This window comes from Bacillus marasmi, from assembly GCF_902168435.1.
In the GTDB taxonomy this organism is placed as follows: domain Bacteria; phylum Bacillota; class Bacilli; order Bacillales; family Cytobacillaceae; genus Bacillus_BU; species Bacillus_BU marasmi.
Genome location: NZ_LR656166.1, coordinates 184,172 through 198,460, shown reverse-complemented (window position 1 = coordinate 198,460; position 14,289 = coordinate 184,172). Strand labels below are relative to the sequence as shown.

The 14,289-nt window shown below is 39.5% G+C and carries 15 protein-coding genes; 2 read left to right on the top strand and 13 right to left on the bottom strand.

What is annotated here, in order from left to right; genetic code table 11:
* Positions 1–6: 6 nt before the first annotated feature.
* Entirely contained in the window at positions 7–942 is a 936-nt protein-coding gene (locus FXW34_RS05230) for a 4Fe-4S binding protein (protein ID WP_147532910.1), read from the top strand.
* A 2-nt stretch (positions 943–944) separates the two neighbouring features.
* Complete coding sequence (locus FXW34_RS05225) at positions 945–1,184, top strand: hypothetical protein (protein WP_147532909.1); 240 nt, start codon at positions 945–947, stop codon at positions 1,182–1,184.
* Between the two features lie 76 nt (positions 1,185–1,260).
* Here FXW34_RS05225 and FXW34_RS05220 read toward each other — a convergent pair whose 3' ends face one another.
* The 13 genes from FXW34_RS05220 to FXW34_RS05160 form a co-directional block, all read right to left on the bottom strand.
* A complete protein-coding gene (locus tag FXW34_RS05220; protein WP_147532908.1) occupies positions 1,261–1,785 on the bottom strand; it encodes a YceI family protein in 525 nt (174 codons plus the stop codon).
* Positions 1,786–2,045: 260 nt separating this feature from the next.
* Complete coding sequence (locus tag FXW34_RS05215; protein ID WP_147532907.1) at positions 2,046–2,750, bottom strand: pirin family protein; 705 nt, start codon at positions 2,748–2,750, stop codon at positions 2,046–2,048.
* Between the two features lie 196 nt (positions 2,751–2,946).
* A complete protein-coding gene (locus FXW34_RS05210; protein WP_147532906.1) occupies positions 2,947–3,087 on the bottom strand; it encodes a DUF3934 family protein in 141 nt (46 codons plus the stop codon).
* A gap of 156 nt (positions 3,088–3,243) precedes the next feature.
* On the bottom strand, positions 3,244–4,053 hold the full coding sequence (locus FXW34_RS05205) for an ABC transporter ATP-binding protein (protein ID WP_147532905.1): 810 nt from the start codon (positions 4,051–4,053) through the stop codon (positions 3,244–3,246).
* A gap of 11 nt (positions 4,054–4,064) precedes the next feature.
* Positions 4,065–4,832 (bottom strand): ABC transporter permease, encoded by a 768-nt coding sequence (locus FXW34_RS05200; RefSeq protein WP_147532904.1) that lies wholly within the window; start codon positions 4,830–4,832, stop codon positions 4,065–4,067.
* 63 nt (positions 4,833–4,895) lie between these two features.
* Entirely contained in the window at positions 4,896–5,936 is a 1,041-nt protein-coding gene (locus FXW34_RS05195; RefSeq protein WP_147532903.1) for an ABC transporter substrate-binding protein, read from the bottom strand.
* A 14-nt stretch (positions 5,937–5,950) separates the two neighbouring features.
* Complete coding sequence (locus FXW34_RS05190; RefSeq protein WP_147532902.1) at positions 5,951–6,274, bottom strand: 4Fe-4S dicluster domain-containing protein; 324 nt, start codon at positions 6,272–6,274, stop codon at positions 5,951–5,953.
* 13 nt (positions 6,275–6,287) lie between these two features.
* Positions 6,288–7,910 carry an FAD-dependent oxidoreductase gene (locus tag FXW34_RS05185; RefSeq protein WP_246140872.1) on the bottom strand — a complete coding sequence of 541 codons (1,623 nt, stop codon included), beginning with the start codon at positions 7,908–7,910 and terminating at the stop codon, positions 6,288–6,290.
* A 340-nt stretch (positions 7,911–8,250) separates the two neighbouring features.
* Entirely contained in the window at positions 8,251–9,468 is a 1,218-nt protein-coding gene (locus FXW34_RS05180) for an MFS transporter (RefSeq protein ID WP_147533045.1), read from the bottom strand.
* A 4-nt stretch (positions 9,469–9,472) separates the two neighbouring features.
* The gene (locus tag FXW34_RS05175; protein ID WP_147532900.1) at positions 9,473–10,321 is read right to left on the bottom strand and encodes an ABC transporter permease; all 849 of its coding nucleotides are present in this window, start codon (positions 10,319–10,321) and stop codon (positions 9,473–9,475) included.
* Positions 10,322–10,425: 104 nt separating this feature from the next.
* A complete protein-coding gene (locus FXW34_RS05170; protein WP_147532899.1) occupies positions 10,426–11,772 on the bottom strand; it encodes an LLM class flavin-dependent oxidoreductase in 1,347 nt (448 codons plus the stop codon).
* Positions 11,773–11,832: 60 nt separating this feature from the next.
* A complete protein-coding gene (locus FXW34_RS05165) occupies positions 11,833–12,864 on the bottom strand; it encodes an ABC transporter substrate-binding protein (RefSeq protein ID WP_147532898.1) in 1,032 nt (343 codons plus the stop codon).
* Positions 12,865–12,877: 13 nt separating this feature from the next.
* Entirely contained in the window at positions 12,878–14,215 is a 1,338-nt protein-coding gene (locus tag FXW34_RS05160) for an LLM class flavin-dependent oxidoreductase (protein WP_147532897.1), read from the bottom strand.
* Positions 14,216–14,289: the final 74 nt, after the last annotated feature.

Sequence of the window (14,289 nt, the reverse complement as noted above, 5' to 3'; positions counted from 1 at the left end):
AGTTGTATGAAGGGATTTACAATTAAACGAAAGCGATTAAGTAAGGTGCAACAGCGTTCACGCAATTATGTTTATCGTCGGGGTATTTGGTATATATTTGGACTCACTCTATTTTATGCTCCATTTGCCTTGTTTAATCGTGGACTAAATATGTTATTTGGACAAGGTAAAGATGGGGATATTCATGGTACTTGCCTCCGCATGCCAATCGGAGATCTGTTAAGTGGAAAAGGCTTGGATTTAATGTCCGTTTGGGGTGTAAGTATTGCTCTCCTCCTAGGCTCAGCTTTTCTAATTGGTCCATTTTTCTGTGGCAGATTATGTGCCGCAGGAGCGTTTACTGAATACTTAAGCCGTTTATGGCCTGATAATTGGAAAATCGATTGGTCAAGAGTCGTAAATCCAGCACCGATTCGATATGGATTTTTAGCAGGTTTTGTCATTGCTCCATTAACAACTGGTTCAGTTAGCTGTTCATATTGCAGCTATGGTTTCTTCGAACGCATGCTTACCGGTGGGTTTTGGGGTGATGTCGGTGTAATGAGTTCAACCGTAATCCTTACCGCGTTTCTTTGGTTTGTTGTGTTTGGCCTATTTGCAAAAGGTGGCCGAGGTTATTGTAATTTTATGTGTCCTGTCGGAGCAATCCAAAGCTTCGTTCACAGTTTAGGAGCTCTATTTGGTTTTACTTTTAAATTAAAATATGATCGCTCGAAATGCGTCAGCTGCGAATCTTGCCTGAAAGCATGCCCAATGGGTGCGCTAAAGAAAGCTGAGGATAATAAAATCCAATACAATATTCATCATTGTATAACATGCCGTCAATGTACTGCCGCGTGCCCAACAAGTGCGATTAGCTACGGTACAGGCGAACGTGGCTGGGATAACAAAACAGTTACAGTTTCTCCTCTTGAAAAACCTACAGTTAAAGAGGGTGCTTAACTATGATTAAAACCTTTACAAACACGAAGAAAAAGATAACAACCATATCAACTGGAATTGGTGCAGCGGGCTTAACAGTTGGAACATCTTTAACTGGATCAGCAAGTTCCTTGTGCACTGGGGCATGTGGTTCATGTGGACTAGGTTGTGGTTCAGCCGCAGCCATTGCCGCAGCTGGGTTTGTGATAATGATTGGAAGAAAAAGACTAAAGAATGGTACAGTCGATTCCACTAAAAAGTAATCATACAAATAGATAAATCACTAGATATAAAAAAAGCGACTGAGGATATGACCGTAATCCTAGTCGCTTTTATATATTAGGCTGGATTTAATTCTAGTTCAACTTTGATTTTCACATCTTTACCAACAAGTACGCCGCCTGTTTCAAGTGCTGCGTTCCAAGTTAGACCAAACTCTTCACGGTTAATTTTTGCTTCTGCTTCAAATCCGTAAACGTCTACTCCCCACGGATTTGTACCTTTTCCACCAAATTCAACAGTAAATGTGACTGGTTTTGTTACATCTTTAATGGTTAAGTCACCAGTTAATTTGTAATCATCGCCATCTTTTGTAATGCTAGTTGATGTAAAATCAATCGTTGCGAAAGTTTCAACGTCAAAGAAATCCGCTGACTTTAGATGGTTATCACGATCCTCATTTCGTGTGTTAATGCTTGCAACGTCAAATTTGAATGAAACCACAGCTGATGTTAGATCGGCTAAGTCTGCCGCTTCCACTTCTGCAGTATATGCATCAAACTGCCCTTTTACTTTTGATACCATCATGTGTTTTACTTCAAATCCTACGCTTGAGTGTGATTGGTCAATTGTCCATTTTGTCATTATTAATTCCCCCATTATTTTATTTTATCTCGAAATCGAGATATATTTTTTTAAAAAAGTTTACCCAGTCATCTCAAAAAATTTCCAGGTAAACTTTTGAGAAAATAAATTCGAATATATAGTTCTGAGGTATATCTCGAATTGATTTATCTCTAATTCGAGATAAATTTATCATATTTTCAATTTGATTGTCAACGCTTTTCAAAAAGTTTTTTTCTACCATCTCACCATGTAACGACTTTTTGGTGCAACTAAATTGATTAATTGGCTTGTTTCTCCATTTCTATAATTAAAAAATGAGACGTTTCTACAGAACTTATCAAAACATCCTCTTCAACAATCTCCATACCATCGCCATCATTCAACTCAATATCGTTCATTTTAGAAGTGCCTTCGATTTGAACTAAATACGCTTGCCTGCCCTCTTTTACTGGGAAGTGTATGTCTTTTCCTTTATCCAATTCTAATGAGTAAATATTTGCATCTTGATTAATTTTAATTGGAGCATCGCCATTTACTCCCGAAACCATGTGCAGCCATTTATTCTTTCGCTCATCCCAATTAAAGCGAAGATCACCATAGTTAGGCTTTAGTCCATTTTGATTTGGGAATATCCAAATTTGCAATAGTCTGAGTACTTTTTCACCTAAATTATGCTCGCTATGACGTACACCAGTTCCTGCGCTCATATATTGAATATGTCCGCGTGAAATAGTGTTTTTATTACCCATGCTGTCTCTATGAGTTAAATCCCCGTTTACTACATAAGAAATAATCTCCATATCTCTATGCGGATGTGTATCAAATCCTGTTTTTTGTGCAATTAAGTCATCGTTAATAACCCGTAAGACGCCAAACTGAATATTTTCCGGATTAAAATAATCCGCGAAGGAAAAATGAAATTTACTTTGTAGCCAACCATGATTACCAGAACCCATGGTTGTACTGTCAATCTTTTTAAGCATAATGAGTTCTCCCCTTTGTTCATAATGGTTTAGATTACCCTAAACCCTAATATTTACAACAATTCGATTTATCTCGAATTCGAGATATTTACGCAAAAAATAAAGTAAACCTAACGCTTACCTTTAATTAATATATCTTGAATCTGAGATAATAATACAATGATATTACATCATTGTCAATCCTTATTCCTACTAATTATGACTCTTCTGTTTTTTTATTGCCCTTGCTCACATACGGTTTCGCACTCTTGGCTCTCTTGGCTCCAGCTTGCCAACGATTCCAACCTTTTTTTCCTGTTCCTCTACCTGTTCCGCTTTTACTCTTTGCTTTAGTCATATGATCACTCCATTATTTTGTACACCTTAGTCCATAAGAAACTAAGCAGATGCACTATAACATATCATAAGAAATGACGTGTGTCTATTCCACACGTCATTTGTTCTGGTATGTTGAGTAGCAGCAACAAGCCATTGTAAGTTCACGCTTTCTCCCCTATATTGAATAATCCTCTGGAATGCGCTCTTTATCATTTTCGAAAAACAAATGAAAGATTTGCTCACGAATTTTTATAAAGTCACGGCTATTACGGTCGCGCGGTCGCGACAGATAAACAGGAATCGTCTTTTGAATTCCCCCTGGGTTTTTCTGCATTACGATTACTCGATCCCCTAGTAATACAGCTTCGTCAATATCATGCGTAACCAATATCATCGTAATATTCGCCTGTTCTCTTATTCGTAATATTTCATGCTGCATTTGGATTCTTGTCAACGCATCTAAAGCGCCAAACGGTTCATCTAGTAAAATAATATCAGGTTTTTTCACCAGTGTCCTACCGATGGCCACACGCTGTGACATCCCACCGGACAACTCGCCTGGCTTCGCTTTTTCAAAGCCCTTTAAACCAACCAACTCTATATATTCAGCAATAAGGCGGCTTCTTTCTTGTGCAGATAAACGCTCCAAGCCAAAGCCGATATTTTGTTCCACCGTCATCCACGGGAACAAACGGTGATCCTGGAACACCATGCCTCGATCATGGCCAATCCCTTGAACAAGCTGATCATTTATCGTTATTTTTCCTTCATAAGAAGTGTCCAAACCCGCAATGATTCGCAGAAGCGTGCTTTTGCCGCAGCCACTCGCCCCGACGATTGTTAAAAACTCCCCTTCCCGAACCTCTAAATTAATATTGTTTAACACCTCAATTTTTCCTTCCCGGTGCTGAAAAGACTTCGATAGATTGCTAATTTTTATTTTTTGTTTATTGGACCCATACAAAATTCTCGCTTCACTACGCATCATCAACCCTCCTATGATTTAATCCCTGGCTGCCATGAAAGCACTCTTTTTTGAACATACTTAATTAGCGCATCCATCGTCACTCCAATTAGTCCAATCATGACCATGCCGATGACCATGACATCAGGCTGAGACAACTCGCGTCCTTGGGTAATTCGATAGCCTAATCCGGAATCAGAGGCAATTAATTCAGCCGCCACAACTGCCATCCATGCTGCCCCAAGCCCGAGCCTTAATCCAACAAAAATTGAAGGCAAGGCTGCCGGTAGAATTACCCGAAAAAGATATCTAGATTTGCTGACTCCCATGAGCTTAGAAACCTCCAAATAGCCCTTTGGAACACCTTCAATGCCTTGAATCGTATTTAATAAAATCGGGAAAAACGCACTTTTAAAAATAATAATTACTTTAGACGTTTCACCAATGCCGAACCAAAGAATGATGATAGGAATCCATGCAAGCGGAGGAATCACGCGAATGGCATTAAATACTCCCGCAAAAGTGGAGTCTACCCGAGCGAACAAGCCCATCACAATCCCAAATGAAATACCAACAACCACAGCAGTTAAAAAGCCTTGCAGCATTCGGCTCAAGCTAATCCACGTATCTCCATAAAGCGTCCCGTCCACAACAAACTGGACAACCGTTTCAAATACAACTTGAGGTGATGGTATTAAATAGGATGCAATCAGTTGTTTTTCCGTAATATAAAACCATGAGACAACCAGTAAAAGAGGCAGAATCATTGGAATAAGTTTTGTAACATATGGTTTTCTCATTTGTATCACCCCTAATTCATATATAAGGAAAGGGCAAACTATGATGCCCTCTCCCGCAATTCACTATTTATCTCGTAAAATCCAATCCTCTAACTCAAAATCTTGTTTGATTAATTTTTGATCAACAAGGAATTTCTTCGTTCCCTCTAGTAATTCAAGCCCTTCTTTCGGGAAGCTCTCCTCAGTAATAATCTCTAAAGGTACGCTTTCCTTAACGACATCTAAATCATGCTTCGTTACTTCGGACACATATTGATAAAATTCATCCTCATGCCCCTTTAAATCTTTAACTGATTTCGTCCGAGTATCATTCCATACGGACAAAAACTTCGGATTCTCATCTAACCATTTTTCTGTTGCGACAATCACCGAGCTTCCAGTCAAATGAGGTGTAGACTTACTTGCCTGTTCAATAATTGGAAATCCTAATTTAATATGTTTTGGACCGTTATAGGTTGGGAATGCATATGCCTGAATATCACCACGTTCCAGCGAGGCTGCTGCTTCCGTTGGCAATAATGAAACAACCTTTACATCATCTAACAAATCATTTTCTTCTAGCAATCCAATTAAGTATCTGAACATATAAGAGCCATTTGAAGTGGCAACGGTCTTCCCTTTTAGGTCCTCAACCTTTGCAACACCATTTTTCTTATTTGTGACGAGCCAAATATCAGAATGAATATTTGCAAATCCGATTAATCTTGTTTTCTGACCAGAACTTCTTGCCAGTAAGCTTGGAGTATCCCCAAAGATTCCTAAATCAATTTCTCCGGCAGCGACGGCTTCATTCAGATTGGGGCCATTTGGGAATGAAAAAAATTCAATATCAGTAATACCGATTTTCTTCAATTCTTCCTGTAAGTATCCTTTTTCGATCGCCCAGCCTTCTGCTCCAGAAACAGCAGGTTTCCCATCCTTCGTATTGCCACTTGCATTGATATAACCTAGGCGTAATGTTTTGCCTTCTTCGGTAGATTTCGCCGCTTCACTGCTTGATTTTTCAGAACTTGAGCTTTTCGAAGCACCGTTGCACGCTGTTAAAAGTAGAACCAACAGCGTTACCAACACAACGAATCCCTTAAATTTCACGAATTTCTCCATCTTCTCCACTCCAATTATTTTAAATAAAATTTATAAAATTGATCGTCACTTGCTGTGGATTTTTGACCTTTCTCCCAGCCAACGCTTCTTCGATAGCTTCCGATTAACGCTTTTTCTTCAATTTCTTGCGGAGATATTTCAACATGCTCCTCCGCATAAGGTGCTACGTATAAAGCATTTACTGGACAATAAAGTTCGCACATGTAGCATGTCTGGCACTCACTTTGTCGTGCTATTCTTGGGGTTTGATCTTCTCTTGACTCAAATACATTTACTGGGCATACCTTGACGCATTGATTGCATTCAACACATTTTTCTTCTATTAGTAATTCAATCAATCTCATTCACTCCTTACGTATTTTGGAGAAGACGGTCTGCTGAAACATTGATTTCGTCTAATCCACTTGTAATTAATCGATAATGTTGGTTATCATCTAAGCCCGGATAATCAAGACGCTTATGCATACCTCTAGTTTCTTTTCTCTCAAGGGCAGTAGTATACATGAAGCGAGAAGTCGCAAGCATCGCTGCTGATTCACGGACTCTGACAATATCGGTATCACTTTCACCCAGTGTCGATTTTGCTTCTTGCCACAGATTGTTTAGGCGTGAAAGTGAAAGAGAAAGATTTTCTTCTGTTCTAAATAAATTAATATCAAACGGAGTGACCTCAGCTTGAACAAGCTTCGTTAACTCATTTGCCCCGAGGCGAGCTTTGCCTCCTGTTTGATTTGTGATTCCAACAACAGAGTTACGCTTCAAGTCACGATTTTGTTTATTCCGGTTAAAAGCTAACGCATATTTTGCTGCACCTTCACCTGACCAATGACCAGAGGAAATCGCCCATGCTGCATTATAGCTACCTCCACCTGTAAAACCTCCACATATTAGTTCGCGAGTTGCAGCATCACCTGCTGCATACAAACCTGGCACTTTTGTTGCGCAAGATTCATCAACGATTCGTATTCCCCCCGTGCCTCGGACTGTTCCCTCCAGGCGCAATGTTACCTCAAAACGGTCCTCAAACGGATTAATTCCCATCCGATCAAACTGTAGGAAGAAGTTTGGTTGGGCAGCTCGCATCCATTTTTGCATACTAGGTTCTTTCGCTTTATCAAGCTGAGCGAAAACTTTTTGTCCTTGTAATATCGTTTTAGCGATAATAGACCGACCTCGTTGGGAGCCAGCACCCACTACAACACTTCCATCCTCGTAAGAGAAAGATGCGTAGCTGTAAAATGCTCCTTTTGTAATCGATGAATATTTCGGGGAAAGCGCGTAGGAATTTGAAAATTCCATCCCTGAAAAATCAGCACCTGCTTCGGAAGCCAATAAGTATCCATCACCTGTGAGTACGTTGCAGCCTAAAGCTTTGCTTAAAAATGCGCATCCACCAGACGCGATGACAATAGCGTTTGCTTGAATTGCCCAAACTTGATTCGTTTGAGTATCGATTCCAGCGGCTCCTGCTACACCATTGTCATCATATAAAAGCTCAAGGGCAGGGCTGTGATCAAGTATCGTAATTTTGGCCTGATTCAATTTTTTCCGCAATAGTCGCATATATTCTGGACCTTGAAGACTTCGTTTATGTGAAACGCCATGTTCATCCACTGGAAATGGGTAACCCCATTCCTCCAATTTATTAACATTGTCATAGGTGCGATCAAGCACCCGCTTCATCCAGCTTCGTTCTGCCAAATAGCCACCTAACGCTTCGCGACTTTTCATCGCCTCTTCACGTGAGGCTTCGTCTGGTTGGATATACCAAACCCCATTTCCGGATGGTGCTGTTGCTCCACTTGTTCCGCAATAGCCTTTATCGACTAAAATGACGGAGGCTCCATTTTCAGCTGCTGATAATGCTGCCCAAGCACCGGCTGGCCCTCCTCCAATCACTAGTACATCAGCTTTTCGCTTAACATCATACAATTGATTTTCCAGCTTATAGCTTGCATTTAATTCAATTGCCATTTTCCTCATCTCCTTTTAACTTTTAGGCCGTGTTAAACCTAGCTGTTGATTTCCGCTCCAATCAACGTCGCAAAAATCAATTCTGTGCATTAACATAGCCACCTTATAAAAAACAGAAAAAGACCTCCTAAAAAAGGAAGTCTCCAGTTGTCTGGTCAACTTGTGACGATATGTAGTTCTTTTTCTAGAAATCAAAAAAGGTTTATTCCCCTCATAATTAAATGAAAGAAATAAACCTCTAATGGATTAGTCGGTTTAGAATAAATATCATTTTATTCCGATTAGATTACTTAGATTAATACCAATAATAATCTTAATTTTAATAATTGTCAATCATTTTTTATACTTGAAGTTTCAATTCATCTTGTAACAATTGCTTAGGTTGTTTCTGAACGACGAAAACAATGATAGCGGCAATGAAAAACAACATCCCTGTTGAGTAAAACACGTAAGGAATCGATGCAATACTGCTTATAATTCCCCCAAAAACAGGGCCGATTATATTCCCAAAAAATTTGCAACTTTGGTTATAGCCCATAACTTCACCTTGGATTTCGATAGGGGTCTCACGCCTAATAAAGGCAATCATAATCGGCAGGAGCCCTCCAGATGAAATTCCAAATAGAATTCGCAACACAATCAATTGCCATAGGGAGGTGACAAAGGCTTGTGGTACGATGAAAAAAACACTAATAAAAAGTAAAACGGTTAAAACCTTCTCATAACCTACATTATCCGCTAGCAATCCCCAGTAACGGGTAAACATAAAAGTCCCAATCCCGGTTGCACTAAAAGTAATTCCTGCAAGTAAGGAAACCTGCTGTGCATCAGTTAAATCGGCTACATATAGCGAAAGAAGTGGTTGAATACTAAAATTACCTATTTGAACTATTATAGTAACAAGCATGATATTCATTAAGGAACGGTGATGAAAAATGGCTTTAATAATATGTTTTCGTGAATAGATGGGTTGTGTATTTGTCTTTTTCATATCTGATTCATGAATACCAAAAGTGATGATGATGGCTGCAATTGTAATCGTAACCGCAGTTAATAAAAATGTATAACTAAATCCAACTGCATCAGCTAATAACCCGCCAATCACCGGGCCTAATAAATGCCCCCCAACACTTCCCATTTGTAATGTCCCAAGCGTTTTCCCTGCAATATGAGTTGGCGTATTTTTACTGACAAATGCGTTTGAAGTAGAAATGAAGCCAGCAACCGTTCCCATGGTGAGGCGGAGTAAAAAAAGCTGCTCAACGCTTTGTACATAATTCATTAAAAAAATACTCGTTGCCATCCCGAAGCAATTGATAATCATAATCGGTTTATACCCATATTGATCAGCAATTCTCCCCCATATGGGTGACATTAAAAAAGCTGAAATAAAGGTGGCACCAAAACACAAACCTGCCCACTTCTGTACATACCCAGTAGAAAAGTTTCCCAGCGTATCGATATAAAGTGAGATGAACGGCATAATCATCGTCATTGAGGCAGCGACGATAAAATTTGTGATGAGCATGATTCTTAAATCGAATTTATTATTGGCCATAGCATCACGCATTCGGAAGTTGTTTCCACTTCGAAAATCTTCGTTCTAGTACAACTAACCCTTGATTTACAATCAAGCCAAGCGCCGAAATGGTCAATATTCCAGCGTACATTTCAGCAATTTGGAAGTTAAATTGAGAATAAGTGATCAGAAAGCCTAAGCCTTCCCTTGCACCAACCATTTCTGCGGCAATTAAAACTAAAATACAACCAGTTCCTGCCATGCGAATCCCAGTAAATATCGACGGAAACGAAGCTGGAAAAATGACCTTAACAAATAATTTTACAGATGATACATTCATCGAACGTGCCGATTTTATCAGTAACGGATCAACGCTCTTAACAGCAGCAATTGTATTTAATAAAATAGGAATGACACAAGCATAAAAAACGATCGAGATTTTTGAAGCTTCACCAATTCCTAAAAACAAGATAAATACTGGTAACAGTGCAAGTCTCGCAGTATTTCGAAAAACTTCGAAAGTAGGATTCAATAAATCTCTCACAATTGGATTCCAACCAATCAATAGCCCCAGCGGGATACCAATCGATAGCGCTAAACTAAATCCAGCTATAGAACGCTTAATACTTGCCGAAAATTCTACCCATAAATCTCCGGAGATAGCTAATTCCCACCAAGCCTTTAATACCTCAGATAATGGGGGGCAAAATGCAGGATTCACAAAACCAAAACGTGAAGCGTTTTCCCATATTAACACTAGTAAAATTAATACAATGGAACGTTTAAATAGGGTAAATAACCATTTAAAACCTTCAACCTTTACTGGTTGCTCTGGATCTGTTTGATTTTTCAACTCTTTTGGCATTTCTATTTCAGGTACAATGGATGCCATCATAACTCCTCCTTTAAATGATGAGAAAAAAAAGAGGCTCAGACTTCAGTACCCGAACTGAAATGTGAGCCTCTGGATGTCCAGTGGGCATTTTTTTCATGATTCTATCTTACTATCGAAGTTTTTGAAAATTGATTTTCCGGGCGACTCAATCCTAAATTCTCTCGCAATGTAGTACCAGAGTATTCTGTTCGGAAAAGACCACGTTTTTGCAATACCGGAATGACGTAATCAACGAAATCAAGTAGTCCTGTTGGGAACACAGGTGGCATAATATTAAAACCATCTGCGGCACCATTTTCAAACCATTCTTGTAATTGATCAGCAATTTGTTCAGGTGTTCCGATGATTTCGCGATGTCCTCGTGCTCCGGCAATATGCTGGTATAATTGGCGGATTGTTAACTGATCTCGTTCCGCAATATCCTTCACTAATTGGAAACGACTTTTGTTCCCGTTGATTTCAGAAAGATTAGGTAACTCAGGTAACGGGCCATCGACTGGATAACCACTCAAATCTACTCCCAAATTGTTTGATAGTCTTGCAACTCCTACTGCCTCAGGAATTAAACCCAATAATTGTTGGCGTTTTGCTTGAGCTTCTTCCAAGGTTTTGCCAACGATTGGATAAACTCCGGGCATAATTTTTAGTTCATCAGGGTGCCTTCCATACTTTGCCATTCGTCCTTTGACATCCTGATAGAAAGCTTGCGCCTCTTCAAGCGTTTGCCAAGCTGTAAAAATAACCTCTGCTGTTTTTGCCGCCAATTCTTTGCCAGCTTCAGATGATCCTGCTTGGACAACAACTGGATGCCCTTGAACCGGACGGGAAATATTTAATGGTCCTCCAACTGATAAATGTTTTCCTTCAAAATTAATTGTGTGAACCTTAGATTTATCAGCATAGATGCCTGCCTCCTGATTGAAAACAATTGAATCATCCTCCCAGCTATCCCAAAGCTTCTTAGCCACATCAACAAATTCATGTGCACGTTCGTATCGCTCATGATGCTGTAATTCCTGTTCTAAACCGAAATTACGGGCAGCTTCCATTCCAGCGCTCGTTGTGACCACATTCCATGCAGCACGCCCGTTGCTTAAATGGTCTAATGAAGCAAACTTTCTTGCTACATTAAATGGTTCATTATAGGTTGTCGAAACGGTACCGACAAGACCTATATTTTTTGTAACCGCTGCTAGCCCAGACAATAGCGTAAAGGGTTCAAAACGAGAGGTAGACTCATGCTCAAATGCTCTACTCGTTGTTCTAGCTGATACTCCATCGGCGAGGAATACCATATCAAATTTACCGCGTTCTGCCACAAGAGCTTGCTCTTTGATAAAATCAAAATTTAAGATATGCTCCCGCTCTGCATCTGGATGACGCCATGCTGCAGCATGATGTCCTGGTAACATAAAGAATGCTCCTAATCTAATTTGCTTGTTTCCCATTTAAACCACTCCTATTAATCCTATTATTTGTATGATTTTAGTATGAATTAGGGTAAAAAATTATTGCTGAAACGAATTATATTCATTTGTATATAAATCTTCTAATTTTACTTGATCTTTCTTTAACTGCTTATCTTTCACCAAATAATCAACCCAAACGGTGTATTCTTCAGGTTGAATCACACCACCTTCTGATGCAACACCAAAGCTTTTCCAATACTTGAGATTCTCTGTTGTTTCATTATTTTTTCTTCCTTCAACTATTTTTTCTAACCGAGCAATTACTTCATCTCTAGGAGTTGTTTTTGCCCATTCGTGTGCTTTGGCAACACCATCGACGAATGTTTTTACGGTGTTTGGATTTTCTTTAATATACTCCTCTGCAAAGAAATAGCTCCCAGCTGTAAATGGACCACCATAAATTTCTAAGTCATTGGTGATTTCCCTTATTCCTCCTTTTTCTAACGCACGATCCTTCGATAACTCAGATAATCTGACTGCATCATTTTGTTTGCTACGAAGAATTTGCTCGGCATTTGCAGTTGGAATTACCACTAATTGAACCCTTTCGATTTCTTTTTCTGTCAAGCCATGATCTCGTAAATATTGAACATTAAAGAACTCCGCCTGTGCACCTAGCGTGTTCACACCAATTTTCTTCCCAATCAAATCCTTTGCAGTTTTGATTGGGCTATCTTCAAGAACAAAAAGTCCACCCTTCGTTTTTTCGTCGACACCATATGAGCCAATGACGGATTTAATTTTTACACCTTCCGCAACTGATTTAATGACCGCTCCATTAAATGCATTACCAAAATCGATTTGTTTTGTGGCTGTTAACTGAATATCCTCTGGACCGCCCGAAGAACTACCAGCATTTTCTAATTTTAAATCTCCTAAATATCCTAAATCCTCTGCCAGCTCTGCAATTTCTACAGTACCAGCCGCTCCGCTATATTGGAGCACTTTATCTTCTTCCTTTTTCTTGGTATCGCTGCCTGAAACTGTTTTTTCATTTGAGCAACCTGCTAAAATGCATCCTGCTAGTGCAATAATGAATAGGTATGAAGCAATTTTTTTAACAATTTTCATATAATGTTCCCCCTCAAACTGTTTGTGATTGTTTTTTGTTTGGATTGACGGGTACTTGTAGTCCCAGATTTTCACGCAATGTAGTTCCTTCGTATTCTGTTCTGAATAAACCACGGCGTCGTAATTCTGGAAGCACTAACTCGACGATATCATTAAAGCCTTCTGGGTATGTCGGCGGCATAATATTAAAGCCATCCGCGCCTTCATTTAAGAACCATTCTTCTAATTGATCGACAATCTGTTCTGGAGTCCCGACAATTTCTCGATGACCGCGTGCACCAGCAATATGCTCATAAACCTCACGAAGGGTATGTAAATTTTCCCTTTCGGCAATTCGGCGAATAATATTTGAACGAACTTGTGGATTGGTTTTGTCTTCATTCTCACCCGGTTCAGGTAGTGGTGCGTCAACATCGTGCCCCGATAAATCCTGTCTAATGAAATTTGATAAGTAAGCTAAACCAACCTCTGGAGAAATATAACCATTTAACTGTTTACGCTTGGCAAGTGCCTCAGCTTCTGTTTTTGCCACAGTTATAAACACACCTGGCATAATTTTCAAATCTTCAGGGCTTCTACCATATTTCGCTAAACGCCCTTTTACATCGCGATAGAAGTTTTGCGCTTCTTCCAGTGTTTGCCAAGCTGTAAAAATGACTTCGGCTGTTTTTGCAGCGAGCTCTTTTCCTGCTTCCGATGATCCTGCTTGAACAATGACAGGATGACCTTGTGGGGTTGAGGGTGAATCTAAAGTTCCTTTCACGTTAAACCATTTCCCCTGGTGATCGACTGGATGTACCTTATTTTTATCAATATATCTACCATTCTCTCGATCATTGACGATTGCATCAGCATCAATTGAGAACCAGAGCTGCTTTACTACATCAACAAATTCCTCAGCTCGTTCGTAACGATCGGCGTGTGCTAGATGCTTTTCTTTCCCAAACAATAACGCTTCACGATCATTATTCGAAGTCACAACATTCCAAGCTGCACGTCCTTTTGATAAATGATCGATTGCACTAAATTTGCGAGCCACATGGAACGGTTCATTATAAGTTGTCGTTAATGTCGCTGTTAAACCAATGTTTTTTGTCGCAGCAGCTAGTGCAGAAATGAGAATGACAGGATCTAATTTCAATCCGTTCGCAGAGCCCTCGGAGATGTTTGATCCAAATACGTCAGCAAAAAAGATCGTGTCAAACTTTGCTTCCTCTGCTTTTTTAGCTATGCTAGTTAAAAAGTCTAAGTCAAAAATTCTTTCTGTTGCTGCACCTAGATGACGCCAGCTTGCAACGTGCTGACCTGGTAATTTAATAAATAAACCTAACTTCATTTGTCTTTTTGTCATTTTGACCACTCCTATAAGATTAGTTTGTTTTATATTTAAAAAATAAACAGAAATTACTGGAGCTAAAGTAAAAT

Bases quoted from the DNA above. Each gene is read 5' to 3' on its own strand.
- FXW34_RS05195 (WP_147532903.1), bottom strand. From the start codon at position 5,936: ATGGAGAAATTCGTGAAATTTAAGGGATTCGTTGTGTTGGTAACGCTG.
- FXW34_RS05185 (WP_246140872.1), bottom strand. From the start codon at position 7,910: ATGGCAATTGAATTAAATGCAAGCTATAAGCTGGAAAATCAATTGTAT.
- FXW34_RS05170 (WP_147532899.1), bottom strand. From the start codon at position 11,772: ATGGGAAACAAGCAAATTAGATTAGGAGCATTCTTTATGTTACCAGGA.
- FXW34_RS05180 (WP_147533045.1), bottom strand. From the start codon at position 9,468: ATGGCCAATAATAAATTCGATTTAAGAATCATGCTCATCACAAATTTT.
- FXW34_RS05225 (WP_147532909.1), top strand. From the start codon at position 945: ATGATTAAAACCTTTACAAACACGAAGAAAAAGATAACAACCATATCA.
- FXW34_RS05160 (WP_147532897.1), bottom strand. From the start codon at position 14,215: ATGACAAAAAGACAAATGAAGTTAGGTTTATTTATTAAATTACCAGGT.
- FXW34_RS05165 (WP_147532898.1), bottom strand. From the start codon at position 12,864: ATGAAAATTGTTAAAAAAATTGCTTCATACCTATTCATTATTGCACTA.
- FXW34_RS05205 (WP_147532905.1), bottom strand. From the start codon at position 4,053: ATGCGTAGTGAAGCGAGAATTTTGTATGGGTCCAATAAACAAAAAATA.
- FXW34_RS05175 (WP_147532900.1), bottom strand. From the start codon at position 10,321: ATGGCATCCATTGTACCTGAAATAGAAATGCCAAAAGAGTTGAAAAAT.
- FXW34_RS05215 (WP_147532907.1), bottom strand. From the start codon at position 2,750: ATGCTTAAAAAGATTGACAGTACAACCATGGGTTCTGGTAATCATGGT.
- FXW34_RS05220 (WP_147532908.1), bottom strand. From the start codon at position 1,785: ATGACAAAATGGACAATTGACCAATCACACTCAAGCGTAGGATTTGAA.
- FXW34_RS05200 (WP_147532904.1), bottom strand. From the start codon at position 4,832: ATGAGAAAACCATATGTTACAAAACTTATTCCAATGATTCTGCCTCTT.
- FXW34_RS05230 (WP_147532910.1), top strand. From the start codon at position 7: ATGAAGGGATTTACAATTAAACGAAAGCGATTAAGTAAGGTGCAACAG.
- FXW34_RS05210 (WP_147532906.1), bottom strand. From the start codon at position 3,087: ATGACTAAAGCAAAGAGTAAAAGCGGAACAGGTAGAGGAACAGGAAAA.